Origin of the sequence: Polymorphobacter sp. (genome assembly GCF_048007885.1) — a bacterium.
Lineage (GTDB): Bacteria > Pseudomonadota > Alphaproteobacteria > Sphingomonadales > Sphingomonadaceae > Sandarakinorhabdus.
In genome coordinates, this window is record NZ_CP180346.1 from 1,835,182 (window position 1) to 1,861,881 (window position 26,700).

General features: G+C 67.6%; 24 protein-coding genes. 6 read left to right on the forward strand and 18 right to left on the reverse strand.

The window, feature by feature from the left end:
• Nucleotides 1-11: 11 nt before the first annotated feature.
• The 5 genes from bchZ to ACMVO5_RS08670 all read right to left on the reverse strand — a co-directional run bounded on the left by bchZ (nucleotide 12) and on the right by ACMVO5_RS08670 (nucleotide 6,199).
• On the reverse strand, nucleotides 12-1,463 hold the full coding sequence (bchZ, locus tag ACMVO5_RS08650) for a chlorophyllide a reductase subunit Z (protein ID WP_416907119.1): 1,452 nt from the start codon (nucleotides 1,461-1,463) through the stop codon (nucleotides 12-14).
• Nucleotides 1,460-2,983, reverse strand: coding sequence for a chlorophyllide a reductase subunit Y (gene bchY / locus ACMVO5_RS08655; protein ID WP_416907120.1), 1,524 nt, complete (start codon nucleotides 2,981-2,983; stop codon nucleotides 1,460-1,462). Before bchY ends, bchZ begins: the two co-directional genes overlap by 4 nt.
• Nucleotides 2,976-3,971, reverse strand: coding sequence for a chlorophyllide a reductase iron protein subunit X (locus tag ACMVO5_RS08660; RefSeq protein WP_416907121.1), 996 nt, complete (start codon nucleotides 3,969-3,971; stop codon nucleotides 2,976-2,978). The genes bchY and ACMVO5_RS08660 overlap by 8 nt, the downstream gene beginning before the upstream one ends.
• Nucleotides 3,968-4,900: a chlorophyll synthesis pathway protein BchC gene (gene bchC, locus ACMVO5_RS08665; protein WP_416907122.1), complete on the reverse strand. Its 933-nt coding sequence runs from the start codon at nucleotides 4,898-4,900 to the stop codon at nucleotides 3,968-3,970. Before bchC ends, ACMVO5_RS08660 begins: the two co-directional genes overlap by 4 nt.
• A gap of 144 nt (nucleotides 4,901-5,044) precedes the next feature.
• A complete protein-coding gene (locus ACMVO5_RS08670) occupies nucleotides 5,045-6,199 on the reverse strand; it encodes a methyltransferase (protein ID WP_416907123.1) in 1,155 nt (384 codons plus the stop codon).
• An 87-nt stretch (nucleotides 6,200-6,286) separates the two neighbouring features.
• Between ACMVO5_RS08670 and crtD the strand changes: the two genes are divergently transcribed.
• Together crtD and ACMVO5_RS08680 are read left to right on the forward strand one after the other, a co-directional pair.
• Nucleotides 6,287-7,843: a 1-hydroxycarotenoid 3,4-desaturase CrtD gene (gene crtD, locus ACMVO5_RS08675; RefSeq protein WP_416907124.1), complete on the forward strand. Its 1,557-nt coding sequence runs from the start codon at nucleotides 6,287-6,289 to the stop codon at nucleotides 7,841-7,843.
• Nucleotides 7,844-7,923: 80 nt separating this feature from the next.
• Nucleotides 7,924-8,676: a hydratase gene (locus ACMVO5_RS08680; RefSeq protein ID WP_416909342.1), complete on the forward strand. Its 753-nt coding sequence runs from the start codon at nucleotides 7,924-7,926 to the stop codon at nucleotides 8,674-8,676.
• 12 nt (nucleotides 8,677-8,688) lie between these two features.
• Here ACMVO5_RS08680 and ACMVO5_RS08685 read toward each other — a convergent pair whose 3' ends face one another.
• The 9 genes from ACMVO5_RS08685 to ACMVO5_RS08725 all read right to left on the reverse strand — a co-directional run bounded on the left by ACMVO5_RS08685 (nucleotide 8,689) and on the right by ACMVO5_RS08725 (nucleotide 17,015).
• On the reverse strand, nucleotides 8,689-8,823 hold the full coding sequence (locus tag ACMVO5_RS08685; protein WP_416907125.1) for a hypothetical protein: 135 nt from the start codon (nucleotides 8,821-8,823) through the stop codon (nucleotides 8,689-8,691).
• A complete protein-coding gene (bchO, locus tag ACMVO5_RS08690; RefSeq protein WP_416907126.1) occupies nucleotides 8,823-9,710 on the reverse strand; it encodes an alpha/beta fold hydrolase BchO in 888 nt (295 codons plus the stop codon). The genes ACMVO5_RS08685 and bchO overlap by 1 nt, the downstream gene beginning before the upstream one ends.
• Nucleotides 9,707-11,473 (reverse strand): VWA domain-containing protein, encoded by a 1,767-nt coding sequence (locus tag ACMVO5_RS08695; protein WP_416907127.1) that lies wholly within the window; start codon nucleotides 11,471-11,473, stop codon nucleotides 9,707-9,709. The genes bchO and ACMVO5_RS08695 overlap by 4 nt, the downstream gene beginning before the upstream one ends.
• Nucleotides 11,470-12,486, reverse strand: a complete 1,017-nt coding sequence (gene bchI, locus ACMVO5_RS08700; protein WP_416907128.1) for a magnesium chelatase ATPase subunit I — start codon at nucleotides 12,484-12,486, stop codon at nucleotides 11,470-11,472. The genes ACMVO5_RS08695 and bchI overlap by 4 nt, the downstream gene beginning before the upstream one ends.
• A 92-nt stretch (nucleotides 12,487-12,578) precedes the next feature.
• Nucleotides 12,579-12,863: an HPr family phosphocarrier protein gene (locus ACMVO5_RS08705; protein WP_416907129.1), complete on the reverse strand. Its 285-nt coding sequence runs from the start codon at nucleotides 12,861-12,863 to the stop codon at nucleotides 12,579-12,581.
• 14 nt (nucleotides 12,864-12,877) lie between these two features.
• Nucleotides 12,878-13,279, reverse strand: coding sequence for a PTS sugar transporter subunit IIA (locus tag ACMVO5_RS08710; RefSeq protein WP_416909343.1), 402 nt, complete (start codon nucleotides 13,277-13,279; stop codon nucleotides 12,878-12,880).
• 32 nt (nucleotides 13,280-13,311) lie between these two features.
• Nucleotides 13,312-14,712, reverse strand: coding sequence for an RNase adapter RapZ (gene rapZ / locus ACMVO5_RS08715; RefSeq protein WP_416907130.1), 1,401 nt, complete (start codon nucleotides 14,710-14,712; stop codon nucleotides 13,312-13,314).
• Between the two features lie 7 nt (nucleotides 14,713-14,719).
• Nucleotides 14,720-16,285 carry an ATP-binding protein gene (locus tag ACMVO5_RS08720; protein ID WP_416907131.1) on the reverse strand — a complete coding sequence of 522 codons (1,566 nt, stop codon included), beginning with the start codon at nucleotides 16,283-16,285 and terminating at the stop codon, nucleotides 14,720-14,722.
• Nucleotides 16,275-17,015, reverse strand: a complete 741-nt coding sequence (locus tag ACMVO5_RS08725) for a response regulator transcription factor (RefSeq protein ID WP_416907132.1) — start codon at nucleotides 17,013-17,015, stop codon at nucleotides 16,275-16,277. Before ACMVO5_RS08725 ends, ACMVO5_RS08720 begins: the two co-directional genes overlap by 11 nt.
• Nucleotides 17,016-17,225: 210 nt before the next feature.
• Between ACMVO5_RS08725 and ACMVO5_RS08730 the strand changes: the two genes are divergently transcribed.
• Nucleotides 17,226-18,797 carry a phosphoenolpyruvate carboxykinase gene (locus tag ACMVO5_RS08730; protein ID WP_416909344.1) on the forward strand — a complete coding sequence of 524 codons (1,572 nt, stop codon included), beginning with the start codon at nucleotides 17,226-17,228 and terminating at the stop codon, nucleotides 18,795-18,797.
• Between the two features lie 25 nt (nucleotides 18,798-18,822).
• Here ACMVO5_RS08730 and ACMVO5_RS08735 read toward each other — a convergent pair whose 3' ends face one another.
• On the reverse strand, nucleotides 18,823-20,658 hold the full coding sequence (locus tag ACMVO5_RS08735; RefSeq protein ID WP_416907133.1) for an ABCB family ABC transporter ATP-binding protein/permease: 1,836 nt from the start codon (nucleotides 20,656-20,658) through the stop codon (nucleotides 18,823-18,825).
• A gap of 80 nt (nucleotides 20,659-20,738) precedes the next feature.
• Here ACMVO5_RS08735 and ACMVO5_RS08740 point away from each other — a divergent pair, with 80 nt between their 5' ends.
• Nucleotides 20,739-22,958 (forward strand): ribonuclease R family protein, encoded by a 2,220-nt coding sequence (locus ACMVO5_RS08740; RefSeq protein ID WP_416907134.1) that lies wholly within the window; start codon nucleotides 20,739-20,741, stop codon nucleotides 22,956-22,958.
• 44 nt (nucleotides 22,959-23,002) lie between these two features.
• A complete protein-coding gene (locus ACMVO5_RS08745; protein WP_416907135.1) occupies nucleotides 23,003-23,659 on the forward strand; it encodes a DUF2490 domain-containing protein in 657 nt (218 codons plus the stop codon).
• Between the two features lie 16 nt (nucleotides 23,660-23,675).
• Here the strand turns inward: ACMVO5_RS08745 and ACMVO5_RS08750 are convergent, their stop codons facing one another.
• The 3 genes from ACMVO5_RS08750 to ACMVO5_RS08760 are packed head-to-tail and all read right to left on the reverse strand — an operon-like array spanning nucleotide 23,676 to nucleotide 26,037.
• Nucleotides 23,676-24,176 carry a L,D-transpeptidase family protein gene (locus tag ACMVO5_RS08750; RefSeq protein ID WP_416907136.1) on the reverse strand — a complete coding sequence of 167 codons (501 nt, stop codon included), beginning with the start codon at nucleotides 24,174-24,176 and terminating at the stop codon, nucleotides 23,676-23,678.
• Nucleotides 24,173-25,252 carry a GTP cyclohydrolase II gene (locus tag ACMVO5_RS08755; protein WP_416907137.1) on the reverse strand — a complete coding sequence of 360 codons (1,080 nt, stop codon included), beginning with the start codon at nucleotides 25,250-25,252 and terminating at the stop codon, nucleotides 24,173-24,175. Before ACMVO5_RS08755 ends, ACMVO5_RS08750 begins: the two co-directional genes overlap by 4 nt.
• Nucleotides 25,249-26,037 (reverse strand): exodeoxyribonuclease III, encoded by a 789-nt coding sequence (locus ACMVO5_RS08760; protein WP_416907138.1) that lies wholly within the window; start codon nucleotides 26,035-26,037, stop codon nucleotides 25,249-25,251. Before ACMVO5_RS08760 ends, ACMVO5_RS08755 begins: the two co-directional genes overlap by 4 nt.
• Nucleotides 26,038-26,150: 113 nt before the next feature.
• On the opposite strand from ACMVO5_RS08760, the gene ACMVO5_RS08765 reads away from it, so the two are divergent.
• Nucleotides 26,151-26,630, forward strand: a complete 480-nt coding sequence (locus ACMVO5_RS08765) for a DUF1330 domain-containing protein (protein WP_416907139.1) — start codon at nucleotides 26,151-26,153, stop codon at nucleotides 26,628-26,630.
• Nucleotides 26,631-26,700: the final 70 nt, after the last annotated feature.

Sequence of the window (26,700 nt, forward strand, 5' to 3'; positions counted from 1 at the left end):
TGAAGCACGGCTCATGCGGCCTGCGCTTCGTAAAGGGCAGCGGCGGCGCGCAGGCGCTCGACCGTCACGATTTTCTCGCCCGCGTCGCGGGTGGCGCGTTCGGCCGCATCGCGCAGCCGCTTGGCGGCCGAAATGCGGACGAGGACCGGCTCCTTCTCGACCATTTCGTCGAGCTCGGAACGGGCATCATCTTCCCACATCACGCTTTCGAGGAGCTTGGACGGCGTCGCCTCGGCCCGGTCCATCTGTGTGGACAGCGGCAGGATGAAGAACAGCGCATCAAAGAGCGCGTTGCAGACTTCCTGGATGAGGTAGGTGGCACCCGAATAGCCCATGAACGGCGAGCCGGTGTGACGGCGGATGGCAGCGCCGGGGAAGCTGGCCGGGATGAAGATGGCGCGCGAATTCTGCTCGGCCATGTACATCCGCTCATTGTAGGAGCCGAACACCATCAGCGGCGGCTTGGTGGCAATCGCCTCGCGCACTGCGGCATTGTCGGGCTTGACCCCGGCGGTGCGCATGAAGCTGAAGGTGCAGGGCAGGCCCATATCCTCTTCAAGGAAGGCGCGAAGGCCGCGGGAATAGGTTTCGGTGGCGACGACGGCGAAGCTGGCGGTGGCGAAGAAGTCCTGAGTGACCGAACGCCAGAGATCCCAGAGCGGCTTGATGGTGGTGTGCTTTTCCTTCTCGATGAAGGGCTCGGGATCGACATCGGTCAATTCGCCGAGCTTGCGAAGGAACAGCGTCGTCGAATTGAGGCCGATGGGGGCCTGGAGATAGGGCCGCTCGAGCGTTTCGCAGAGATTGCGGCCGAACTCCCGGTACATGCAGATGTTGACCTCGGCGTCGGCGAGCTTGCGGATGTCGGCCAGATGGCTGCCGAGCGGGAAGACCATGTTGACTTCGCAGCCGACGCCCTCGACGAGGCGGCGGATCTCGGCGAGATCGGAGGCCATGTTGAAGGTGCCATAGATCGGCCCGATGATGTTGACCTTGGGCCTGGCGCCCTCCTTGCGCGGCTTCAGCGCCGGGACCTTCTTCGGCCCATATTGCGTCCAGAGCCAGGTCATGGCGCGGTCAGCGGACTGCCACTGGTCTTCATCGATGGTGCGCGGCAGGAAGCGCTGGATGGTGGTGCCCTCCGGCGTGACGCCGCCGCCGATCATTTCGGCAATCGAGCCGGTGACGACGACCGACGGCAGCGTCGGGTCAAGTGTCTTCCAGGCGCGCTTCATATTGGCTTCGGTGCCGGTCTTGCCGAGCTCTTCTTCGGCCAGCCCGGTGACGACAATCGGCAGCTCATGTGGCGGCAGGCCATCGGTATAGTGAAGCACCGAGGTGACGGGCAGATTTTCGCAGCCCACCGGGCCGTCGATGATGACCTGCATGCCCTTGACGGCGCAGAAGACGTAAACGGCGCCCCAATAGCCGCCAGCGCGATCATGATCGAGGACGAGCGTCATGAGCCGATCGCCTCCTCTGCCTTGGCTGCGGCAATCTGCTTGGCAGCGAACTTCTTCTTGAACTCGGGCCGGTCGACCGGCGTGTCTTCCCAGATGCCGGCGGTATAGCCTTCACCCACACCTTCGAAAAAGGCGTGCATCCGGTCGAACCGGGCCTTGTTGGCGAGCGCGCCGTTGACGACCTGAGCGAGGCTACCGGCGCCGGCCGGGCCCATCAGCGGGCGGGCCGAGATGAGATTGGTGAAGTAGAGACCCGGGATGGCATGCTGTTTGGCATGCTGGACGACGGGCGTGGTGCCGATCGCGAGATCGGGCTTGTACTCGTCGACCGCGGCAATGTCCTGCTCGAGGCTGGCACGGTACTGGATGCGGGTGCCCTTGGCTTCGAGCCATTCACGATCAGGGTCTGACCATCTGGTGCGCGGCGCGGCCGTGCCGACATAGGGCACCTCGGCGCCGCTCTCGATCAGCAGCCGGGCGACGAGAAGCTCGGAGCCTTCATAGCCGGAGACAGTGATGCGGCCCTTGACCGGGGCGCCGGCGAGCGCGCCGGTGATGGCCGGCAGGAACTTGTTGTGGGCGGCCGCCACCTTGTCAGCAGCGATGCCGCAGGCTTCACCGATGGCGGTGAGCCAGGCAGCAGTCCCGTCACGCCCGACCGGGGCCGAGCCGACGATCTTGCGGCCGGCCGCTTCGAACTCACGGACGGCGGCGGTATAGAAGGGATGGATGGCGGCCACGGCGGCACAATCGAGCGCGGCATAGAGCTCGCGCCATTCGCGGGTGGGCACCACCGGCCCGGCGGCGAGGCCGAGCGGCTCCAGCATCATCGAGATGCCGACCGGATCGGCCGGGAACATCTCGCCGAGCAGCGTGATGGTCGGCTTGTCGGGGCGGACGTCGGGCGCGGCGACGGGGCCGGCCATGACTTCCTTGCGGGCATAGTTGAGCATCGCGCCGGCGAGCACATCCTTGGCTTCCGCATGAGTGGGCACGCCGAAGCCGGGCACGTCGATGCCGATGATGCGCACCCCGTTGATGACATCGGGGAGCAGCTGAAGCGGCACACCCGAGGCGGTGGGGACGCAGAGATTGGTGATGACGATGGTATCGTAGAGCGCAGGATCGGCCATGTCGTGAACGGCGTCGCGGATATCCTCGAACAGCTTGCCGGTGACCAGCGTTTCCGAATTGAAGGGCACATAACCGACCGTGCGGCGCGCGCCATAGAAGTGCGAGGTGAAGGTCAGGCCGTAAACGCAGCAGGCCGATCCGGAGAGGATGGTGGCGGTGCGGCGCATGCGCAGGCCGACACGCAGGGACCCGAACGCCGGACACATGGACTGCGGCTGATCGTGCGGGCCCTTGGGATAATCGGCGGCATAACGATCTAGAACTTCGGACTTGCCGGCCTTGGCAGCGGCGTCACGCATCGTCTCGGCGCCAGCATGACAGCCGGCCCCTTCGACAGGGGCATCGGCGATTGGCGGCGTCGGCTTCAGGTCAAGCGGCTCAGACATTGTCGTAGACCACCTCCAGCGACGGCTTGGTCTCATAGACACCGCCGCGCATATCGGCCTGGGTGGCGGGCTTGAGGGTGACGTTGCCGCCGGTGTCTTCGGGCTTGAACAGCGCGAGCAGGCCATCCTGATCGAGCGGCTTGGGCCGGACCGGCGGGGCAGTGGCGACATTTTCAGCCAGTTCGGCGAAGAGCGGGCCCCACTGGCTCTCGCTGGTGCCGATGATCTGGTAGTTCGCCGACTTCTTGCGGATGTCGTCGTGCGCCGGAATGGAGATCAGCTGGGGAATGCCGACCGCCTCTGCAAAGGCCTGAGCCTCACCCGAGCCATCATCCTTGTTGACGAGGATGCCGGCGACACCGACATTGCCGCCCATCTTGCGGAAATATTCGACCGCCTTGCAGACATTGTTGGCGACATAGAGCGACTGGAGATCGTTGGACGCAACAACGATGACCTTCTGGCACATGTCGCGCGCAATCGGCAGGCCGAAGCCGCCGCAGACAACGTCACCAAGGAAGTCGAGCAGAACATAATCGAAGCCCCAGTCATGGAAGCCGAGCTTCTCCATCGTCTCGAAGCCATGGATGATGCCACGGCCGCCGCAACCACGGCCGACCTCGGGACCACCGAGCTCCATGGCGAAAACGCCATCACGCTGGAAGCAGACATCTTCGATCTTGAGCTCTTCACCGGCGAGCTTCTTGATCGAGGACGTTTCGATGATCGTCGGCGTGGCCTTGCCGCCAAACAGCAGCGAGGTGGTATCGGACTTGGGATCACAGCCGATGAGCAAGACCCGCTTGCCCTGCTGGGCCATCATGTAGCTGAGGTTGGCGAGCGCGAAGGACTTGCCCGAGCCGCCCTTGCCGTAAATGGCAATGATCTGCGTTTCCTTGGTGACGGGACCGGTATGAACAGGATCCGGCTCCTGATTGGCTTCGTCACGCAGGGCGGCGGCTTCATCGAGAAGCTTTTCGATACTCATGCGACATCTCTCCAGTCGAAGACCATCTTCAGGCAGGATGGATTGGTGAATGCCTCGCCATAGGCGGTGGCGGCATCGTTGGCCGGGACCCGATTGGTCACCAGACCGTCCAGCGACAGGCGGCCGGCGTTGACCATCTCGATGGTGTCGGCGAGATCCTGGGGCTGGAATTCGGTGGCGATGCGCATGCGCATCTCGCGGCGGAACGCGGGCGCGAACTGGAAATGCAGCGGATCGGCATAGAAGCCGACGAGCACGATCTCGCCGCCCGGCGCGAGCCGCATGACGAGGGGATCGAGAATGTCCGAATCGCCGCTGGCATCGTAGATGCTCTTGTAATCCTTGCGCTCGTCAGCCTCTGCCGTGGTGACGACATAGCCTTGCGCGCCGCTCATCCGCTCCGGGGCGATTTCCCAGACGGTGGGGCTGGCACCTTCGGCCACCGCCATGCGGGCGAGCAGTCGGCCAAGCACGCCATGGCCAATGATCAGATCGGGCAGAGCGCCACCAACAAGCGCGTGCCGCGCGGTGGCGGCGAGGCTGATGAGCACCGCCTGCTCACCAAGGCCGGCGGGGATGGGCAGCACCCGGTTGGTGCCGGTGATGAGGGTCTGCGCCGAGCCGCCGAACAGGCCGCGCGCGCCAATGAACTTGGAGGAACCGGGGACGAACACCGATTCGCCGATGCGGGATCTGGCGTCTGCGCCGGCGTCGATGATGCGGCCAACCGCTTCATAACCGGGCACAAGTGGATAGCCGAGGCCGGGGAACGGCGGCATCGTGCCATTGTAGAGCAGCTTTTCGGTGCCCATCGAGATGCCGCTGTAATCGACGGCGACAACGACATCCGAAGCGTCGGGCGCAGCGACGGCGAGGGTGCGCAGTGACACCTGCCCCGGAGCCTCCACAACGACCGCTTTGGTTTCCATTCTCACTCCCCAACGCGGGCACCTTGATGGGGTTCCGCGTCATCTCCAGAGGCAATTTATCGCATCAGCGAGAGTTGTAAAGAGAACTTGACGGTTTGAAGCGTCAAAAAATTTTTACACCGGGCAGGCAATCCGGCTTGACGGCTATTTGCGGGCGGTGATCAGCCTTGTGACCATGGGAAGCGGCGTCGGCACCTCGCGGATGCGGGCGAATCCGGCGGCTGCGAGCAGCGCCTGATAGGCGGCGAAGCTGCGCGGGCGGCCTGATCCCATCGCCCAGAGATAGAGGCCGAAATAGGCGTCGCCCATGGCCTCGGCACCGGGCGTTTCGGCCATGGGCTCGGTGATCAGCAGCGTGCCGCCCAGCGGCAAGGCGTCGTGCGCCTTGGCGAGCACCGCGGCGACGACGGCGTCATCATGATCGTGGAGGATGCGGACCAGCGTGATGATGTCGAAGCCGCCGGGCAGAGGGTCGTCGCGAAAGCTGCCGCCATGTGCTTCGACGGCGCCGAGGCCACGGGCATCAAGGACGCCTCGCGCCGCCGCGGCAACCGGCGGCAGATCGAACAGGGCAAGACCGACGCCGGGGTGCCGGGCGGCGACTTCAGCGACGAAGGCGCCGTGACCGCCACCGACATCGAGGAGGCGCTTGTGCTTGCCCAGATCATAGCTTTCAAGAACTTGCTCGGCGACCATCGGCTGGGAGGCGGCCATCAGCGCGCTATAGGCCGCCGTGCCGGGGTCGGAGGCGCTGGCCGGCTCGCCGCGCCCGGCAGCTTCGGCATAGCTCCAGAAGGCGGCGAGCTTGCCGCCACCCCGACCGCGGCGGAGCATGGCGACGGGATCGGCGAGATCGTCGTAGAAGATCTTGTGATGCTCGATCATGGCGAGCGCGCCTCGGTTGTGGGCGAGCGCCGCGCCGCGCTGGCCGAGCGTCCAGCGCGGCCGGCCTTGCGAATCGGCGGGGAGCCGCTCGACCAGATCGATGGCGGCGGCGGCGGCGAGCAGCCGGGCCATGGCGGCGCTTTCAAGCGCGGCCTCGGCCGCCAGCGCGTCAGTGGTGGCAGGCGCACGGGCGAGACGGGCGAGGATGCCGAGATCAACCACGGCAGTGAGCGTCTTGGTGTAGACGAAGCCGGTGATGACCGCGAACATCGAGGCGGCATGGCGCTGAGAGACCCGGCGCAGGACAGGCAGGCGCATGGCGGCGCGCTGGAAGGCCGGACGCATCAGCCAGCTGTTGCGCCAGAGCAGGAAGCGCTCGCGAAGAGTCGGCCTGTCGGGTGGGTTGACATCCATGGTGTCATCTTCTCTGGACAGTGACGCGGGGACGGTCAATCATTCCCGGCAAGTGGTGGCCAGTTGCGCCGCCTGGGAGAGGTTTTCTTGGCGAGCGACGCGTCTGTCGTGATCATCGGGGCTGGCATGGGCGGGCTGTGTGCCGCTGCCTGGCTGGCGGGCGCGGGCGTGCCGGTGACGGTGGTCGAGCGGATGGCCCATCCCGGTGGCAAGCTGCGCACGGTGGACTGCGGCGGCGTGGCCGTGGATGCCGGGCCGACGGTGTTTACCGCCAAGCCGGTGTTCGAGGCGCTGTTTGCAGCGCTGGGCGAAAATCTTGAGGACCATGTGCGGCTGGTGAACAGCGAGCTGCTGGCCCGGCACGGCTGGCGGGACGGCTCGCGGCTCGATCTCTGGCGCGACGGGGCGCGGTCACGCGAGGCGGTGGCGGACTTTGCGGGTGCGGCCGAAGCGCGGGGCTGGGATGCCTTTCAGGCTGAGGCGAAGCGAATCTGGGACGCGCTGGAGACGCGCTTCATGGCGGCGCCGGCGACCTCGCCGATCGGGCTGGCGGCGCGCTTCGGACTGACCGGCTTGCCCGAGATGCTGGCGATCAATCCGTTTCAGACGATGTGGAAGGCGCTGGGCAAGCATTTCCGCGATCCCCGGCTGCACCAGCTCTATGGCCGCTACGCCACCTATTGCGGCGCTTCGCCTTATGAGGCGACGGCCACGCTGATGCTGATCGCGCATCTGGAGGCGCGCGGTGTCTGGCTGGTCGAGGGTGGGATGCACAAGCTGGCAGAAGCCGTGGCGGCGCTGGCAGCGCGGCACGGGGCGGTGTTTCGATATGGGGCCCATGTCGAGGGGATCCGCGTTGACGGCGGCCGCGCCACGGGCGTGGTGCTGTCCGGCGGCGAGGTGATCGAGGCGGGCGATATTTTGGCCAATTGCGATATCTCGGCGCTAGCCGATGGACGCTTCGGCGCCGCAGCGGCGAGGGCTGTGACCGGGGTGAAGCCGGCGCAGCGCTCGCTGTCGGGGCTGGTGCTGATGATGACGGGACGCGCCGAAGGCTTTGCGCTCGACCGGCACAATGTGTTTTTCTCGGACGATTATGCGCGCGAGTTCGACGAGATTTTCCGGCAGAAGCGCCTGCCTTCGGCGCCCAGCGTCTATGTGTGCGCACAGGACCGGGGCGCAGGCCTGCGCCCGGGCGCGACCGAGCGCTTTCAGCTGATCATCAATGCGCCCGCCACCGGCGACGGGCAGGGACCGACTTTGGAGGAGATCGAGGCATGTCAGACGGCGACTTTCGAGGGCCTCGCGCGGTGCGGCCTGCAGCTGACCCCGAAGGATCTGGTGGCGGTAAGCCCGCAGATGTTCGAGGGGCTTTTCCCTTCGAGCGGTGGGGCCCTCTATGGACGGGCCTCGCACGGGTGGCAGGCCAGCTTCCGCCGGCCGGGAAGCCGGACCCGGCTGCCGGGCCTGTGGGTGGCGGGGGGATCGGCCCATCCGGGCGCGGGCGTCCCGATGGCGGCCTTGTCCGGCCGCTTGGCGAGCGATGCGATCCTTTCGGCCCGCGCTTCGATCAGGACGTTCCGCCCCAGGGCTACCGCTGGTGGTATCTCGACGCCGAAAGCGACGACGGCGACTATGGGCTGACCATCATCGCCTTCATCGGCTCGGTCTTCTCGCCCTATTACAAGGCCAGCGGGCGGCCCAACCCCAAGGACCATGTCTCGCTGAACGTAGCGCTTTATGGCAAGCGCGGGCGGCGCTGGGCGATGACCGAGCGCGGGGAAAAGGCGCTGTGGCGCGATGCGGCGACACTGCGCATCGGGCCCAGCCAGCTGCACTGGGACGGCGAAACGCTGGTGATCGACATTCATGAAGTGAATGCGCTGCTGCCCCTGCCGGTGCGCGGGCGGGTGCGGGTGCGACCGCAGGTGCTGGGCCAGCGGCGCTTCCGCCTCGACCCCTCGGGCAAGCATATCTGGGAGCCGCTGGCCCCGCGCGCGCGGGTGGAGGTGGAAATGACCCACCCCGATGTGCGCTGGACCGGCACCGGCTATCTGGATGCCAACCACGGCACCGAACCGCTGGAAGAGGGCTTTGCCGACTGGCAATGGTCGCGCGCGCATCTGGCGGGCGGCGACACGGCGGTGATTTATGAAGGCCGGCTGCGCGACGGCAGCGACTTTGGCATGGCGCTCAGGATCGGCATCGATGGCAATGCCGAAGTGGCCGAGATGCCGGCCGCGGTGACCTTGCCCAGGACCGGCTGGCACGTGGCCCGCGCGACGCGCGCCGACCCCGGCGAAGCGGTGACCATCCGGGCGACCTGGGAAGACACGCCCTTTTATTCGCGCACGGCGCTGGCCACGCAGTTTTGGGGCGAGCCTGTGCATGCGGTGCATGAGTCGCTCTCGCTCGACCGGTTCCGGTCGGGGATCGTGCAGTGGATGCTGCCGTGGCGGATGCCGCGCCGGGGGTGATATCGGCGGCGCTCAATCCTCGTCGTCGCCGTCCTTTGGCTTGTCGCCGGGTTTTTCGCGCAAGGACCAGAAGGTCCAGGCGGTGAAGCCGCCGACGATGGCGAACATCATCACCATTTCGATGAGGCCGTAATATTTCGAGTTCATCAGGGCAGGATGCCGGTTTCGCGGGCGAAGTCGAGGATTAGTTTGGCATGGGCTTCGGGGGCTTCCTCATGGGCGAGGTGGCCGAGGCCGGGCAGGATGAGCGGCCGGGCATTGGGCAGGCGGCCGGCGACCTTGGTGGCGACCGAGGGGGGGATGGTGGTGTCGTTTTCACCATGCGCCAGCAGGACGGGGAGATCGAGGCCGGGAAGTGCGGCTTCGAGCGGTTCGAGGTTCCAGTTGGCCATCAGCGCCAGCGCGCCGCCGACATGGCCGGACGAGCGCATCAGCCGTTCATAGAGTTCGATGCCGCGCGCATCGATCTGCGAGCCCGTCGAGCGGGCGAGAAAGCGGCCGACTTCGCCCGGCGTACGGGCGCGCATGGCGAAGAGCTCGGGCATGAAGGGATTGACGAAGAGCATCCGCGCCATGGCGGGGAACAGCTTGCCGGCCATGCCGGGAAAGGGCAGCAGCGCGCCGCCGAGGCTGATGATGGCGCGGGGCGGAGCGAGGCGCTTTTCGGCCATGGTGAGCGCAAGTGCGGCGCCGGCCGAATGGCCAATGGTGAGCGCCGGCGCGAGGCCGAGCGCATCGGTGAGGGCGGCGACCGCCGCGCCAACATCGGCCGGGCTGGGCCGGGCGAGACGGCTGGAGAAGCCATGGCCGGGCAGATCGGGGGCGATGACGGTGAAATGGCGGCCAAGCAAGGGGGCGAGATCGCGCCAGCTATGGGTGCTGGCGGCCGTGCCATGCAGCAGCAGGCAGACGGGCGCGGGGGCTGCGAGGCCGGAGACCTGGACATGCCAGTTGACGCCACCGGCCTTGATGAAGCGGCTGGTTTCGCGCGCCGGCCAATCCTGGCCGTCGGTGGGCCAATGCGGCGCGCTCATGCGATGGCCTTTTGCGCGGTTTCAACCGCGGCGACGACGGCCTTGGCGTCCAGCCGGGGCAACGGCACATGGGGGGCGGCCATAGCGGCGGCGAGCGCGGGGCCCTCGGGGCGCGGGCGCGCCGCGCAATCGATGAAGACGCATTTGATGCCGGTGGCAGCGAGCGCCCGGGCTTCGGCAAGGGCGGCGTCTTGCGGGCTCTTGCCCCCATCGCTGCCGCCCACATTGGCGCGGCCATCGGTGAGCACGACGATGAGCGGCGTGCGACCCCGGGCGCGCTCGCCTTCGGCGACGCGACGGGCCAGCGCCAGGCCCGAGGCAATGGGCGTGCCGCCGCCCGCCGCCAGCGCGGCAAGCTCCTTCTTGGCGCGGGCGAGGCTTCGCGTGGGCGGCAGCGCCAGCAGCGCCTCGCTGCCACGAAAGGCGACCAAGGCCACTTCGGCACGCTTCACATAGGCCTGGGCCAGCAGAAGCTCGATGGCGCCCTTGGTTTCGGCAAGGCGGGTGAAGGCCGCTGACCCGGAGGCGTCGACGGCGAAGATGGTGGTGCTGGCGGCGCGCGCGACGAAGCGGCGGATGCGCAGATCATCATGGCGGATGCTGAGCCGGCCATCTTCGCGGGGCGGGCGGAGCTTCTGGCGCGGGGCTGCGGTCTTGATCGTTTCGAGGATGGCGAGGCGCGCGCCGCGACCGGGCGCGCCGGCCCGCACGCCGGCGGGGCGGCCGCTGGTGATCGAGCGCAGCTTGGCCCCGGCGCTGCCGCTGGCGCTGTTCTTGGCGGCGAGCCCCTTGGACAGCGAATTGAGGACGCCAGGCGGGATGGTGGCGGCGGCGGCTTCGAGAACGAGATCGGTGAGGTCTTCGGGGTTGGGTGTCTGGTGCTCGTTTTCAGGCGAATTGGGCGGGGTGTCGGGCGGCGGCGGGGGCGGCTCGTCAGGCGGGGTCTCGTCAGGACTTTCCTCGGGCGCGTCCCCCGGCGGCAGACGGGTGGCGCGGGGGCCGAGCACAAGGGCTGCGGCCAGCTGAAGATCGGGCGCGGCGGGTGCGAGCCGGCCATCGGACCGGGCATGGGCCAGCGCCAGGCGCAGCGCATGGAGCGGCGCGCGCACCGAAGCGATGCCGAGCGCAACGGCTGCCGAAGTAACATTGCCGGCCGGGTCCGAGATGGGCGTCATGTCGCCTTCGGGCATGAAGGGGTCGAGATCGGGCGTATCTTCGGCGAGAAGTGCCGCCATCGGCAGGCGCACGCCGGACAGATCGAGGTGAACGGCGAGCCGCTCGACCAGTGAAGCAGCGATCACTGCTTCGGGCGGCTCGCCGGGCTCGGGCGGGGGCGATTCATCGAGGAGGACAAGCGTGGGGCCACCGCGATCGAGGGCGGCGGCCAGCCGTGCCGACAGCGCCTGCGACAGCCGCTCCGCCATCGGCACGAGCAGGATGCCGTCGCCGATCTCGGCGAGGAGACCGGGGCGCATGACCGGCTTGCCGCTGGCCAGCGTGGCAGCGAGATCAAGCCCGCCGTCGAGCGCGTCGGCATCGGCGCTGGCGGGCAGGCGCCGCACCGGCTTGTGGCGGGCCAGCGCCTCGCACCAGATATCGCGCACCGGGCCGGGCGGTGCCTTGAGCCAGATGCCGCCCAATACCGGTGTTTCGGCCACCAGCGGGATGGCGGCGAGCGCCAGAGCCCAGCGCGCGGCGGCAGCGGCGGCTGGACCTTGCGCTTCCGGCGGCGCGACCAACCCCGCATCCGCGAGCTTGTTCATGCCGGGATGAGTTCGGCGACAGCGCGTTCGATGCGGGCGGTGCTGCCGGTATCGTCGAGGACGTTCTTGCGCATGCGATGCCGGAGCGCCAGCGTGGCGACGGCGCCGACATGGGCCGGCAGGACATGCTTCTTGCCCGCGAGCGCAGCGGTGGCGCGCGCGGCGCGCAGCAGGGTCAGCTCGCCGCGCAGGCCATCGGCCCCCACGGCCTGACACAATCTGGTGCCCAGCTCGAGGATGGAATCGGGAACATCGACCTTGGGCAGCTTCTTGCGGGCCGCCGCAATCTGGTCGAGCACGGCATGCTCGTCGCCCTCATAGGCAGCGCAAAAGCCTTCCGGGTCCCGGTCGAAGGCATCGCAGCGTTTCACGATCTCGATGCGGTCAGCAATGTCGGTGGGGGTGCGGACATCGACCGACAGGCCGAAGCGGTCGAGCAGCTGGGGACGAAGTTCGCCCTCTTCCGGGTTGCCCGAGCCAACGAGGATGAAGCGCGCCGGATGACGGATGCTCAGCCCCTCGCGCTCGACGACATTCTGGCCGGAGACGGCGACATCGAGCAGCAGGTCGACCAGATGATCCTCAAGCAGGTTGATCTCGTCGATATAGAGAAAACCACGATTGGCCTTGGCGAGCAGGCCCGGCTCGAAGCGCTTCTCGCCGGTTGCCAGCGCACGTTCCAGATCGAGACTGCCGACGACCCTGTCTTCGGTGGCGCCGAGCGGCAGATCGACGAAGGGAACCGACGCCGCTTCGGTACGCTTGCCGGCGCGCTCGCGGCAGCCTTCGAAGCAGGTGGTGCTGTCATCGGGCGCGCAGCCATAGCGGCAGCCGGGTACCACTTTCATCGGCGGCAGCAGGGCGGCCAGCGCGCGCACCGCAGTCGACTTGCCGGTGCCGCGATCGCCGAAGACCATGACCCCGCCGAGCCTTGGCTCGACGGCCGCCATGAGAAGGGCCTGTTTCATCTCCGATTGGCCGACAATGGCCGAGAAGGGAAAGGATTTGCGCATGACCGCCCGTCTAGGGCGATGGCGTGACTTGGGCAAGCGGGCTGGCGGGGGCGCGGTTTTTTGCCTCCGGCGGGATATGCCGCCGGGCGCTGTCAGTCTTCGCCGAACTTGTCGGAAACCAGGCCGGTGAGGCGATCGAGCGCTTCGGCGGCCTGTGGGCCGGTGGCACTGATCTCGATCGAATCTCCCATGCCGGCGGCGAGCATCATCAGGCCCATGATTGAGGTGCCTGGCACGCTGCTGCCATCATGGGAGACGGTGACCTGGGCATCGAAGCTGCTGGCCAGCGTGACAAACTTCGCGCTGGCGCGGGCATGGAGGCCGCGCTTGTTGGTGATTTCGATGGTGACGGGGCCCTGCGGCGTATGCTCGGTCATGCGCCCGGTGGAAATCAGGCCGCTTCGCCGAGCATCTTGGAGGCAACCGCGATATATTTGCGGCCGGCCTCCTGCGCGGCTTCAACGGCGTCGGCGACATTCATCGTCTTGCGGACGCTGGCGAGCTTGATCAGCATGGGCAGGTTGATGCCGGCGATGACTTCCGTGCCGGGACCAAGCAGCGAAATGGCGAGGTTGGAGGGGGTGCCGCCGAACATGTCGGTGAGCATGATGACGCCGCTGCCGCTGTCGACGCGGGCGATGGCGGCGGCGATGTCGGCACGGCGGGCTTCCATGTCGTCATCGGCATCGATGCAGATGGCTTCGATTCGGCTCTGCTCGCCCACCACATGCTCGGTGGCGGCGATGAATTCATCGGCGAGATGACCATGGGTGACAAGAACGAGGCCAATCATGGCGGCGGCGTTGGACCCCTGCATTTGCGCTGTCAAGCCTCGCTCCCGGTGGCCGTGGCGGTTTCGGGACCAGTGGAGGCGGTGTCGCGGGCGAGATCGCGGTGGGCGAGGTGGGCGGCGTGGCCGGCCGCCTCGAGACGGGCCTTGAGATCAAGGGCGACGGTGACGGAGCGGTGGCGGCCGCCGGTGCAGCCGATGGCGATGGTGAGGTAGGAGCGGCCTTCGCGGACATAGCCGGGGATGAGGGTTTCGAGCAGATCGGCGATGCGGGCGACGGCGTCCGGATAGCCGGGGTCAGCCTTGACATGGGCCTGGACGGGGGCATCGAGCCCGGTCAGCGGCCTGAGCTCCGGCTGCCAGTGCGGGTTGGCGAGAAAGCGCATGTCGAACACGAGATCGGCGTTGCGCGGCAGGCCATTGGCGAAGCCGAAGCTCTGGACCGAGATCGTGAGGCGCCGGGCGCCCGCCGGACCGAGCCGCTCGGTGATGCGACGACGCAGGTCGGGAACGGCGAGATCGGAACTGTCGATGACGAGATCGGCCCAGCGGCGAAGCGGTGCGGTGAGCACGCGCTCCTGGGCGATGCCGTCAGCCGCGGGGCGATCCTGCGCGAGCGGGTGGCGGCGGCGGGTTTCGGAGAAGCGGCGAACCAGCTCCTCATCGGCGCAATCGAGGAAGATGAGGCGGACATCGGTGCCGCCGGCCTTGAGACTGCGCAGCCGCTCGGCGAGCGCGTCGGCGTCAAAGCCCCGGGTGCGACTGTCGATACCGAAGGCCAGCGGGCGGCTGGCCAGGGCTGGCGGGCTGGCGATGAGCGCATCGAGCAGGGCGAAGGGGAGATTATCGACGACTTCATAGCCGATATCTTCGAGCGCCTTGAGCGCGGTGGACTTGCCGGCACCGGACAGGCCGCTGACGGCGAGCATCGGCATCTCGGCCGGTGGCGTTTCAGGGGACGACGACTCGGGGTCCATTGCGGCAGTTTCGGGGGCGAGGCCATGCTGACGCAAGGCGTGTTCGAGCCGCAGCGGCGCCGACGCGGCGGCGGGATCAAGCGCAAGGCAGGGAATGGGGGCATGCCGATGACCGGGGGCATGCCAGCCCTGCGGCTCGGGCAGGCGCGCCGGGCGGGCCGCGAGATCGAGAACCAGCGCGACCGGGGCCGGCCCGCTGGCAGGAAGCGTAAGCAGGCCGACGCCGCGGGCTTCGATGAGACCGGCGATGATGGCAGGCGCGCTGGCGATCAGCCGGCCGCTGTGGGTGGCGGCAAGGACGGTGCGATCATCGGCGATGAGCTGCCAGCCGCGATCGATCAGGCGCAGCGCCAGGTCGGACTTGCCGCTGCCGGGCGGGCCGATGAGGAGGACGCCGCGTTGGCCAAGCGCTGGCGGGGCCTTGAGCGCGGTGGCGTGGATGGTGGGCGGCGGGGGCATGCCGGGCTCAGGCGGCGGGCAGTCGGATGACGAAGGCGGCGCCGCGGCCCGACGGTGGGTCTTCGACATGGATATGACCGCCATGCGCCTTGACGATGGCAGCAGCGATGGACAGGCCAAGGCCCGAATGGCGGCCGAAATCCTCGGATTGGGGGCGCTGCGAATAGAAGCGGTGGAAGACGTCGCGGCGGTTTTCGGGGGGCACGCCGGGACCGTTGTCGGTGACGGTGAGAGTGACATTGCCGTCACCCGCTTCGACGGACAGGCTGACGGCGCCGTCATCGGGCGAGAAGGAGACGGCGTTGTCGATGAGATTGTGCAGCACCTGGGCGAGGCGGGCCGGATCGCCTTCGACATGGGCGGGCGAGCGGGGCGGGTGGTGGGTGATGCTGAGGCCCCGCGGCAGGCCAGTGGTGCGATAGGCCTCCACAAGGCCGCTGGCGAGCACGGCGGCGTCGACACGTTCGAAGCGGGCGCGCGACAGCTCGGCATCGAGCCGGCTGGCTTGCGAGATATCGGTGATCAGCCGGTCGATGCGGGCGACATCATCGAGCACGACGGTCATCAGCTGCTGGCGAAGGCCTGCGTCCTCAATCTGCGAGAGCGTGTCGATGGCCGAGCGCAGCGAGGCGAGCGGGTTCTTCAGCTCGTGCGCGACATCGGCGGCAAAGGCCTCTGTGGCGTCGATCTGGCCCCTGAGCGCGATCGACATGTCGGACAGCGCCCGGGCGAGCGCGCCGATCTCGTCACGCCGATCGGGCAGCCTGGGCACGACGACTTCACGCGAGCGCCCGAGTCGCACACGGTGGGCGGCGATGGCGAGCATGCGCAGCGGGCGGACGATGGTGCGGGCGAGATAGAAGGACAGGGTCAGGGTGAGTGCGGTGACGACGATCAGCAGCCAGAAGCTGGCCAGCCGTTCGGCGCGAACGATCTGCGACAGGTCTTCGGCACTGTCGGTGAGGTGGACGGCGCTGCCATCGGGCAGCGCTTGCGCAGCGGTGATGACGAGGCTGGCATCGGCGGCGCGGCGGAGCTCCGCGAGCGGTGCGCCGAGGGCGGCGGCGCGGGCGATTTCGGGCCAGGCGGCGGCGGTATCGGGCGCGGCCTCGGCATAGACGGCGGGCGGGCGGGTGCGGTTGATGCGCTCGAGCGCCTGATCGATGTAGAGCGCCGAGCGGCGGCGCCAGCTGGTGCTGGCAGGATCATCGAGGACAAAGCGCGGCGTTTCGGGCGTCTGCCAATTGTCGGCGAGGCGCTTGCCGCCCGCGCCATAGAGGCGGACCCTGGTGCCGCGCGCAAAGCCAAGGTCGGCGACGGCGCTGGCGCGGCGGGCGGCGGGCATGTCGTCGAGCAGGGCGGCGATGGTGACGGCCTCACGGGCCAGTTCGGCGGAGCGCTCGTCGAGCAGCCGGGCGCGCACCGTGTCGATGTAGAGCAGCATGATGGCGAGCGCGAGGACAGCGATAATGTTGACCGCGAAGATGCGGGCGCGCAGCGAGCCGAAACCGAGGCCACGCCGCCATTCCTGCACTTCGAGCGGCGGGGCTTCGGCGGGGGGCTCAGCCCTCATTGAACCGGTAGCCGACACCATAGAGCGTCTCGATGCCCTTGAACTGATGATCGACGGCGCGGAACTTCTTGCGCAGGCGCTTGATATGGCTGTCGATGGTCCGGTCATCGACATAGACATCATGGCTGTAGGCGGCGTCCATCAGCTGTTCGCGAGATTTGACGAAACCGGGGCGCGCCGCCAGCGTTTCGAGAATCATGAATTCGGTGACGGTGAGCGCAACGTCACCCGACCGCCCTTCCCCGCCGGCCCAGGTGACGCGGTGACGGGCCGGGTCCATGGTCAGCCGGCCGCGCACGATCGGTTCGGCCGCCGGTTCGGCTTCGGTGGCTTCGGGCATGGCCTTGCGGTTGGCGGCGCGCCGCAACACGGCGCGGATCCGCTCGATGAGCAGACGCTGGCTGAACGGCTTGCCGATATAATCATCCGCGCCCATGGCGAGCCCCAGCGCCTCGTCGATCTCGGTGTCCTTGGAGGTCAGGAAAATCACCGGCAGCTCGGACTTCTCGCGCAGCCGGCGCAACACCTCCATGCCGTCCATGCGCGGCATCTTGATGTCGAGCACGGCGAGATCGGGCGGATTGTCGGTAAGCGCCTTCAGCGCCGTGTCGCCGTCGGAATAGAGGCGCACGGCAAAACCTTCGGCCTGAAGGGCGATGGAGACGGAGGTGAGGATGTTGCGATCATCGTCGACGAGCGCGATCACCAGCGGGGCGTCTGTAGCGGACATGGCCCGCTTGTCGCGCCGCGCCGCCTGCTTGGCAAGAGCCGCCCGTCGCGCCAGATGCGCCGCCCGTCACATCCGTTTTGACGCGGGCGGTCGGTGCGGCTATGCGCCTCGTGACAAACGCATGACCGGAGTCTCGTCCGGCCTTTTTTCGCGGGAGGAACGCTGGTGTCTGCATTCGAGGGTCTGGTGGCGAAACATGGTCTGGCCGAGATGGGCCTGCCGGCGCGCGCACGGCAATATTGGAACCTTGGCACGGCCCCACTGGTCGAGCTGGCGGTCCAGCGCGGCGAAGGGCTTTTGAGCAAGGACGGCGCGCTGGTGGTGCAGACCGGCAAGCACACCGGGCGCAGCGCGCAGGACAAGTTCATCGTGCGCGATGCAGTGACTGACAAGGCCATCTGGTGGGGCAAGACCAACAAGGCGATGACGCCGGACCAGTTTGCCGCCCTCAAGGCCGACTTTGCGGCTGCGCTGGCGCAGAAGGACACGCTGTTTGTGCAGGACCTTTACGGCGGCTCCCAGCCCGAGCACCGGGTCAAGGTGCGGGTGATCACCGAATTTGCCTGGCACAGCCTGTTTATCCGCACGTTGCTGGTGCGGCCCGAAGCGGCAGCGCTGGCCGACTTTCTGCCCGAATACACGATCATCGACCTGCCCAGCTTCAAGGCTGATCCGGCCCGCCATGGCAGCCGCGGGGAGACGATCGTGGGCGTCGATTTCGAGGGCAAGACCATCCTCATCGGCGGCACCGCCTATGCGGGTGAGATGAAGAAGAGCGTGTTCTCGATTCTCAACTATCTGCTGCCGCTTTCGGGCGTGATGCCGATGCATTGCTCGGCCAATATCGGCGCGGGCGGTGACACGGCGGTGTTCTTCGGCCTTTCCGGCACGGGCAAGACCACGCTGTCGGCCGATGCGCGCCGCACGCTGATCGGCGATGATGAGCATGGCTGGTCGGATACCGCCGTATTCAACTTCGAAGGCGGCTGCTACGCCAAGATGATCCGCCTTTCAGCAGAAGCCGAGCCCGAGATCTTCGCCACCACCCGGCGCTTCGGGACCGTGCTCGAGAATGTCGTGATCGACCCCCAGACCCGGGAGATCGACCTCGACGACAACAGCCTCGCCGAAAACAGCCGTGGCTCCTACCCGATCGATTTCATTCCCAATGCGAGCAAGGACAATCTCGGCCCGGTGCCGCGCAACATCATCATGCTGACGGCCGATGCGTTCGGCGTGCTGCCGCCGATCGCACGGCTGACGCCCGAACAGGCGATGTATCACTTCCTCTCCGGCTATACCGCGCGCGTGGCCGGCACCGAGATCGGCGTCACCGAGCCCGAGGCAACCTTCTCGACCTGTTTCGGCGCCCCCTTCATGCCGCGCCATCCCAGCGTCTATGGCAATCTGCTCAAGGACCGGATCGCCCGGGGCGGGGTGAATGTCTGGCTCGTCAACACTGGCTGGACCGGCGGCGGCGCCGGCTCCGGCGGCACCGGCACGCGCATGCCGATCAGGGTGACCCGCGCGCTGCTCAATGCGGCCCTTGACGGCTCGCTCGCGGGCGCGGCGTTCCGCACCGATCCGAACTTCGGCTTCGACGTGCCTGTGTCGGTGCCCGGCGTGGACGATCGCATCCTCAACCCGCGTGAAACCTGGGCGGACCCGGCCGCCTATGACGAGCAGGCGCGCGCGCTGGTCACCATGTTCATCGAGAACTTCGCCCAGTTCGCCGACCATGTTGACGCCGGCGTGATGGACAGCGCCCCGCGCGCGGCCTGAGCCGGGCGGGGGCCTGCCTCCTGCCCTATTCGGCGGCGATTGCCGGGTCGCGCTGTTCGGCGGCCTGCATGGCCCACATCTCGGCATAGCGACCGCCTTTGGCGAGCAGCTGGTCGTGGGTGCCGCGCTCGATGATCCGGCCGGCGTCCATGACGAGAATTTCCTGCGCCGTGGTGATGGTGCTCAGGCGGTGGGCGATGGTGAGGGTGGTGCGATTTTTCGAGACGGTGCGCAGCGCGGTCTGGATTTCCGCCTCGGTGGCGGAATCGAGCGCGCTGGTGGCTTCATCGAGAATCAGGATCGGCGGGTTCTTGAGCAGGGTGCGGGCGATGGCGACGCGCTGCTTTTCGCCGCCCGAGAGCTTGAGGCCGCGTTCGCCGACCTGGGTTTCATAGCCCTGGGGCAGCGATGTGATGAAATCATGGATGCTGGCGCCCCGGGCGGCGGCCTCGATCTCCTCGCGGCTGGCGCCGGGGGCCCCATAGGCGATGTTGTAGGCAATGCTATCGTTGAACAGGACGGTGTCCTGAGGGACGATGCCGATCTGGGCGCGGACGCTGGACTGGGCGACATGGCGCAGGTCCTGATCGTCGATGAGGACGCGGCCTTCGCTGATGTCATAGAAGCGGTAGAGAATGCGCGAGAGGGTTGATTTGCCCGCGCCCGAATGGCCGACGACGGCGACGCTGCCACCGGCCGGGACATGGAAGCTGATGCCGTGTAGAATTTCGCGGTCGCTTTCATAGGCGAAGCGGACGTGCTCGAAAGTGATGCTGCCGCCGGTGACGCGCAGCGGCGGCGCGCCGGAGGCATCGGTGATTTCGGCCGGCGTGTCGATCAGGGCGAACATGTTTTCCATGTCGATGAGGCCCTGCTTGATCTCGCGGTAGACGAAGCCGAGCAGGTCGAGCGGGCGGAACAGCTGAATGAGCAGCGTGTTGATGAGGACGACGTCGCCCGGTGTGAACTTGCCCGACGCCCAACCTTCGACGGTGAAGGCCATGGCGGCGGCGAGCATCAGGTTGGTGATCAGCGACTGGCCGACATTGAGCCAGGCCAGCGAAGCGCCAGACTTTGTGGCGGCGCGGGCATAGCGGGCGATGGCCCGGCCATAATTCTCGCGCTCATGTTCTTCGGCGTTGAAATATTTGACGGTTTCATAGTTGAGCAGGCTGTCGACGGCGCGGCCGGTGGCATTCTGGTCGGATTCGACCATGTCGCGGCGGAGCTGGGTGCGCCAAGCGGTGACCCTCTGGGTGAAACCGACATAGGCGAGCATCATGCCGAGCACGGCGAACATCATGGCCGGGCCGAGCTTGACCCAGAAGATGATGCTGACGGCAGTGAGTTCGAAGGCGGTAGGCGCGATGTTGAAGAGCAGGAAATAGAGCATGGAATCGATGCTCTTGGTGCCGCGCTCGATGATGCGCGTGAGGCTGCCGGTGCGGCGGCTGAGATGGAAGCGCAGGGAAAGCTGGTGGATGTGGGTGAAGACATCGAGCGCGAGCTTGCGGGCGGCTTCCTGGCCGACGCGCTCGAAGACGGCGTTGCGCAGATTGTCGAACAGGACAGCGCTGAAGCGGGCCAGCGCATAGGCCCCGACAAGAGCGAGCGCGAGGCTGGCGGCGGCGGTATTGTCGGCCGTGCTGGCCTCTGACATGGCATCGACGATGCCGCCAAAGGCAAAGGGCATGACCAGCAGCGTGGACTTGGCGGCGAGCACCAGCACGACGGCGAAGACGATGCGGGCCTTGAGGTCGAAGTGGCCGGCCGGCCAGAGATAGGGGAGAAAGCGCCGGAGCATGGCGAGATCGGCCTTGCCGCTTGGCGGGGGTGGCGAGGGGGTGTCGAAGGCGCGCATGCCGGCGCTACATGGCGGCTGGGGCCGGGCACGGCAAGTGGGACTTGTGAGCGCGGCGCGGGAGAGGCAGGGTGCGGCGGATGGCGAACCTCCCGACACCACAGGCGATTCTCGACTGGATCGCGACCCAGCCGAGCGGTGTGGGCAAGCGCGAGATCGGCAAGGCCTTTGGCCTGCATGGCGCCGACAAGATCGCGCTGAAGGCGCTGCTTCGCGAGATGCAGGATGAGGGATTGCTCGATCTTGGCCCGGGGCGGACGCTGCACCGCGGTGGCGGGCTGCCAAAGGTGACCGTGCTGCGGATCGTCGAGGCGGGCGAGAACGGCGTGATCGCGGAGCCGGACCGCTGGGAGGGCGCGGGCGCGGCGCCGCGGGTGCGGATGGTGGAGAAGAAGCGCGGGCCGGCGCTGGGGCTGGGCGAGCGGGTGTTGGCGCGGATTGACGAGGACGACGGCGGCTACCGGGGTTTTGCCATGAAGGTGCTGGCGAAATCGGCCGAGTTCGTGCTGGGCGTGGTGCGCGCCGACGGTGACGGGCATGTGCTGGTGCCGGTGGACAAGCGGGCGCGCTTCGACCTGCCGCTCAGTGGTATCGGCGACGCGCAGGTGGGCGATCTTGTGCTGGCCGAGCCGAGCGGGCGGGGACCGGCGCAGCGCGGGCGGGTGGTCGAGGTTCTGGGCGATCCGTTTCAGCCGCGGGCCTTTTCGCTGATCGCGATCCACGCCAAGGGCATCCCGCATGTGTTTGATGCGCAGACGCTGGCGGAGGCCGATGCCAGCGCCGGGCGGGGGCTAGGGCCGGAGGGCCTGCGCGAGGATCTGCGCGGCCTGCCCTTCCTCACCATCGATCCGGCCGATGCGCGCGACCATGATGACGCGGTATGGGCCGGGCCAGACCCGGAAAAGCAGGGACATTTCCGCGCGATCGTGGCGATTGCCGATGTCAGCTGGTATGTGCGGCCGGGCGGCGGGCTGGACCGGGAGGCGCGGGCGCGCGGGAACAGCGTCTATTTCCCCGACCAGGTGGTGCCGATGCTGCCCGAGCGGCTTTCGACTGATGTCTGCTCGCTGGTGGCGGGCGAGGACCGGGCGGTGCTGGCCTGCCACCTGCTGGTGGCGCCAGACGGCAAGGTGGTGAAGAGCCATTTCAATCGGGCGGTGATCAATTGCCGGGTGAACATCGCCTATGAAGAGGCGCAGGCCACGATCGATGCGGGCGCGGGCGCGCATTTCGAGACGCTGCGACCTCTCTGGGATTGTTGGGAGGCGCTGCATGCGGCGCGGGTGAAGCGCGAGCCGCTGGCGATCGACCTGCCCGAGCGGCGGGTGCTGCTTGATGCGGCGGGGCGGATCGCGAAGATCGAGCTGCGGAAGACGATTCCGGCCAACCAGCTGATCGAGGATTACATGATTGCGGCCAATGTGGCGGCGGCACAGGCGCTGGAGGCGAAGAAGGCGGCGTGCATGTACCGCGACCATGAGCCGCCAACGCGCGAGAAGCTGGTGACGCTGAAGGACTGGCTGGAGAGCTTCGACATGAACTTCGCGCTGGGGCAGGTGATCCGGCCGGCGGTGTTCAACCGCATCCTCGCCAAGGTGAAGGGCGAGGACCATGAGACGCAGGTGATGGAGCAGGTGCTGCGCACCCAGACGCAGGCCTATTATGCGCCGGAGAACAAGGGGCATTTCGGGCTTTCGCTCGGCTCTTATGCGCACTTTACCTCGCCCATTCGCCGCTATGCGGACCTGATCGTGCACCGCTCGCTGGTCAGCGCCTATGGGCTGGGTGAAGGTGGCATCGACGAAGCCGGGCAGGCGGCGATGGGGCGGACGGCCGAGCATGTCTCGATGACCGAGCGGCGCGCGATGGAGGCCGAGCGCGACACGCTCGACCGCTATGTGGCGGCCTATCTTTCGGAGTCGGTGGGCGAGATCGTTAGGGCGCGGATCACCGGCGTGCTGAAGTTCGGCTTTTTTGCGCAGGTGGACGGGCTGGGCGGTGATGGGCTGGTGCCTGTGAGCGCGCTGGGGGACGAACGCTTCGCCTATGACGAGGACCGCCGCGTGCTCGAAGGGCTGGAGACGGGCACGCGCTATTTTCCCGGCCAGCGGCTCGATTTGCGGCTGGTGGAAGCGAACCCGATTACCGGCAGCCTGCGCTTTGCGCTGCCCGATGCGGAGGCTGACGACACGCGCGCGCGCAGCCACGACCGGCCGCGGGGCGACCGGATGCGGGGTGGACGAAAAGGCGGCGGGCCGCGCGGCAGTATCCCGCGCGGCATCCGGCGCGGGCGCCGGTGAGGACCGTCGCATTTCTGTGATGTTTGGTGGCTAGGGCACTGCCGATGAAACGCTTTCTTTCGCTTTTTCTGGGCATGACCCTGTCGGCCGGCTGTCCGGCCATGGCAGAGGAGGCGCTGTGGCTGGCCGGCATTGCCCAGGGGCCGGTCAGTGGCAAGCTGGTGACCTGGCTCGAGGTCCAGCCGCGCTTTACCGCGCCAGCGGACACGCTGATCCTGCGGCCTGCGCTCGGGGTGCAGCTCAACCCGGCGACCCAGCTTCTGCTCGGCTATGCGTTGATCGATACCTATCCGGAAGACGGCCCTCGGCGGCGCGAGCATCGCATCTGGCAACAGGCGTTGCTGCGCCTTGCTGGCACTCCGGGTGAGGCCGTGCTGATGAGCCGGACCCGGCTGGAACAGCGCTTCGTCGAGGGTGTCAGCGGCGATGGCTGGCGGCTGCGCCAGTTTCTGCGGGGGCAATATTGGCTGGATGAGGACTGGTCAGGCATTGCCGTTTCCGAGGTCTTTGTGCCGCTGAACGACACCCGCTGGGGCCAGCGCTCCGGACTGGAGCAAATGCGCAACTTCATCGGCGTAGGCCGAAAGCTCGGGCCGCGGTTCAACCTCGAGGCCGGCTATCTGAACCAGCGGCTGATCCGCTCCGGGCCCGATTCGACCGTCCATGTGCTGAACATCAACCTGTTCTACCGGCTGGGTTGAGTGGGTCGGGTGCCCGTCAGGGCTCTATGATCAGCAGGCTGCCGGGACCGATGCGGGGCAGCCAGCCGGCCAGCGTCTCGCGGGCGACGGCGACACAGCCTTGGGTCGGCCGGCTGTCTGGCTGGAGACAGTGAAGAAAGACGGCGCTGCCGAGGCCGGGCGTTGGCGGGGTGTTGTGCGACAGGGTGAGGATGATGTCATAGGCGTGATCCTTGCGCCAGAGTTGCTCGGCGCCGTGGCGGTGCGGGTGAGTGACCGGGCGATTATAGGCCGGATCGGCGGGATCGTCGGACCAGCCATCGGCGGGGCGGAGCCAGCGCCAGGGCAAGGATGTGCGCGGGGCCAGTCGATCGGGGCGGATGAGGGCGGTTTGCAGCCGGTAGGTGCCGAGCGGGGTCTTGCCGTCGCCTTCGCGCTTGTCTGCAGACGCGCAGGCGCCGCTGCGACCGAAGCTGGCGGGGACGGTCTCCTGATCGAACGTCAGCGTGCCAGCAGTGACGCGGGCGAGGAGCTTCACAGCTTGTGGCCCTGCCGGTCGCGCTTGGTAGCGAGATAATGGGCGTTGTGCGGATTGGCGGGCAGGCTGTGGGCGCGGCGGGTGGCTTTGAGGCCATGCGCCTCTAGGCCGGCGACCTTGTCGGGATTGTTGGTGAGCAGTTCGACGCTGCCGACGCCGAGCGCCTTGAGCATGGCGGCGGCGATGGTGAAGTCGCGCTCGTCGGGCTCGAAGCCGAGCCTTGTATTGGCATCGACGGTGTCGAAACCCTGATCTTGCAGGGCATAGGCGCGCAGCTTGTTAAGCAGCCCGATGCCGCGCCCTTCCTGCTGGAGATAAAGAAGAATGCCGCCTTGCGGGCTGGCGGCGATGGCGGCGAGCGCGGCGTGCAGCTGGGGGCCGCAATCGCATTTCAGGCTGCCGAGCACATCGCCGGTGAGGCACGCGGAATGGAGCCGGGCGAGGACGGGCGCGCGGCGCGGCGGATCCCCGATGATGAGCGCCAGATGCTCCGGCCCGCCGTCGGCCGCACGGAATGCGGCGACTTCGGTGTCGGGCGCCAGCGCCAGCGGCAGGCGAGCGCGCGAGGAGAGGTGGAGCCGGGCAGCGGCCGCGGGCAGGGCGGCGGCGGATTCGGCGCTGGTGGTAATGACCGGCTGCGCGCTGGCGAGCGGGACCGCATAGACGGCGGGGATGAGGGCTGCGTGTTTGGCCAGCGTGATGGCGGCTTGTGCGCTGGCCAGATCATCGCCCAGCGGCAGCGCGCGGAACGGGCCCTTCATCGGGGTTGCCATGTCGAGCACGGGATCGGCCACGGCGCGGCTTTCAGCCAGCCCCAGCCACGCCGGGCGGGCGACCCGCACCGGCTCAGGGTCGGCGGCGGCGGCGGCGCGCTGATTGGCCAGCGCGAGCACGGCGGCGCGGCGCGCGGTGATGATGAGGTCAGCGCGTGTCTGACATTCAAGCGCGGCGAGGCTGGCGGCGTCGGCAAGCTCGGCAGAGAGAAGCGCTAGGGTTCCGACCCCGACGATCTGGCCGCGGCGCAGGGCATCGGAGGCCGCGATGGCCGCATAATCGGGGGCAAGCGCGCTGCTCACAGGTCGAGCGTGACGATCTGGGGGATGTGATCGGAGGGTTTGCCCCAGTTTCGCGCGTCTTCGAGGACATGAAAGGCGCGGGCTTGCGGCGCGAGCTCCGGCGAGGCCCAGATGTGATCGAGCCGCCGGCCACGGTCGGAGGCCTTCCAGTTGGCGGCGCGGTAGCTCCACCAAGTATAGAGCCGCTCGGGCGCGGGGACGAAGCGGCGGCCGAGATCGGCCCAGTCATGGCTGTCCTGGAAGCGGGCGAGCGTCTCCACCTCGATCGGCGTGTGGCTGACGACATCGAGCAGCGCCTTGTGGTTCCAGACATCGCATTCAAGCGGCGCGATGTTGAAGTCACCCACGATCAGCGTCGGCTCGCGCAGCGCCTCGGACCAGCGGGTCATGCGCGCGAGAAAATCGAGCTTCTGGCCGAACTTGGGGTTGGCCTCGCGGTCGGGCAGATCGCCGCCTGCAGGGACATAGACATTTTCCAGCAGCAGGCCGCCCGGCAGGCGCGCGCCGATGTGCCGCGCCTCGCCATTGTCCTGCCAGTCATGCCGCCGGGCTTCGGCGAGCGGCAGCCTGGAGATGATGGCGACCCCGTGATGCATGCGCTGGCCGTTGAGCAGGCGATGCTTGTAGCCCATCGCCTCGAAGGCGGCATGGGGAAAGGCCTCGTCCATCACCTTGGTTTCCTGAAGACAGAGCACGTCCGTGCCGGTTTCGCGCAGGAACCGCTCGACGATGTCGAGCCGGAAGCGGACGGAATTGATGTTCCAGCTGGCGATGGTGATGGACATGCCCCGGTCTTAGGCGGCACCCGCGCGAAGGAAAAGAGGGGCTTTGGGTTTGTCGGGTTTGACGCCACTATCGGCATGTTGATGCAGGGAACGGGGCGTTGAAGGGAGGAACCATGAGGGTCTTGATGATTTCGCTGCTGTTGGCAGGGCCGGTGGCGGCGCAGGACTTCGATCCCGAGACGTGCGACGGCAAGCCGGTGATCATGCTGGTTTCGGGCATGATCAGCGATTGGGCGCGGGTCAGGGCTTACGGCGCGGCGATCCGCGACTTGGGTCTCTATGACCGGCTGGGGGGCTATTATCTGAACGTGCCCCGGCCGCTGGCGGTGTTCGAAGGCGAGCCGCCGCCGATGCAGAGCATATTGATGGTGCGTTTTCCCTGTCTGGCGCACGCGCGCACCTTCTGGTTTTCGAAGGAATATCAGGAGACGCTGAAGCCGCTGCGGCTGAACCCGAGCGCTGGTGAGTTTGTGGTGACGGTTTACCCCGAGAGCGCGCCGCCACCGGGCGTGGCGAACTGGTGGCCGAAGCCGGGAACGCGGAAGCAAGCCGGGCCGGAGATTGCGGCAGGGGTGCCGCAAGTGAAAGAGTAAGCCCCACAAACGTTGACCCCCGCTCCGGGGGCGTGGAGCGGGGGTCTGGTCTGCGCTCGTCACGCATGGG

Excerpts from the sequence above, each read along its gene's own strand:
- rapZ (WP_416907130.1), bottom strand. The coding sequence starts at position 14,712 with ATGCCCCCGCCGCCCACCATCCACGCCACCGCGCTCAAGGCCCCGCCA.
- ACMVO5_RS08730 (WP_416909344.1), top strand. The coding sequence starts at position 17,226 with ATGGGCCTGCCGGCGCGCGCACGGCAATATTGGAACCTTGGCACGGCC.
- ACMVO5_RS08765 (WP_416907139.1), top strand. The coding sequence starts at position 26,151 with ATGAGGGTCTTGATGATTTCGCTGCTGTTGGCAGGGCCGGTGGCGGCG.
- ACMVO5_RS08710 (WP_416909343.1), bottom strand. The coding sequence starts at position 13,279 with ATGATTGGCCTCGTTCTTGTCACCCATGGTCATCTCGCCGATGAATTC.
- ACMVO5_RS08660 (WP_416907121.1), bottom strand. The coding sequence starts at position 3,971 with ATGAGTATCGAAAAGCTTCTCGATGAAGCCGCCGCCCTGCGTGACGAA.
- bchZ (WP_416907119.1), bottom strand. The coding sequence starts at position 1,463 with ATGACGCTCGTCCTCGATCATGATCGCGCTGGCGGCTATTGGGGCGCC.
- ACMVO5_RS08740 (WP_416907134.1), top strand. The coding sequence starts at position 20,739 with ATGGCGAACCTCCCGACACCACAGGCGATTCTCGACTGGATCGCGACC.
- bchY (WP_416907120.1), bottom strand. The coding sequence starts at position 2,983 with ATGTCTGAGCCGCTTGACCTGAAGCCGACGCCGCCAATCGCCGATGCC.
- bchO (WP_416907126.1), bottom strand. The coding sequence starts at position 9,710 with ATGAGCGCGCCGCATTGGCCCACCGACGGCCAGGATTGGCCGGCGCGC.
- ACMVO5_RS08705 (WP_416907129.1), bottom strand. The coding sequence starts at position 12,863 with ATGACCGAGCATACGCCGCAGGGCCCCGTCACCATCGAAATCACCAAC.
- bchI (WP_416907128.1), bottom strand. The coding sequence starts at position 12,486 with ATGCGCAAATCCTTTCCCTTCTCGGCCATTGTCGGCCAATCGGAGATG.
- ACMVO5_RS08745 (WP_416907135.1), top strand. The coding sequence starts at position 23,003 with ATGAAACGCTTTCTTTCGCTTTTTCTGGGCATGACCCTGTCGGCCGGC.
- bchC (WP_416907122.1), bottom strand. The coding sequence starts at position 4,900 with ATGGAAACCAAAGCGGTCGTTGTGGAGGCTCCGGGGCAGGTGTCACTG.
- ACMVO5_RS08670 (WP_416907123.1), bottom strand. The coding sequence starts at position 6,199 with ATGGATGTCAACCCACCCGACAGGCCGACTCTTCGCGAGCGCTTCCTG.
- ACMVO5_RS08720 (WP_416907131.1), bottom strand. The coding sequence starts at position 16,285 with ATGAGGGCTGAGCCCCCCGCCGAAGCCCCGCCGCTCGAAGTGCAGGAA.
- ACMVO5_RS08695 (WP_416907127.1), bottom strand. The coding sequence starts at position 11,473 with ATGAACAAGCTCGCGGATGCGGGGTTGGTCGCGCCGCCGGAAGCGCAA.
- ACMVO5_RS08685 (WP_416907125.1), bottom strand. The coding sequence starts at position 8,823 with ATGAACTCGAAATATTACGGCCTCATCGAAATGGTGATGATGTTCGCC.
- ACMVO5_RS08760 (WP_416907138.1), bottom strand. The coding sequence starts at position 26,037 with ATGTCCATCACCATCGCCAGCTGGAACATCAATTCCGTCCGCTTCCGG.
- ACMVO5_RS08725 (WP_416907132.1), bottom strand. The coding sequence starts at position 17,015 with ATGTCCGCTACAGACGCCCCGCTGGTGATCGCGCTCGTCGACGATGAT.
- ACMVO5_RS08735 (WP_416907133.1), bottom strand. The coding sequence starts at position 20,658 with ATGCGCGCCTTCGACACCCCCTCGCCACCCCCGCCAAGCGGCAAGGCC.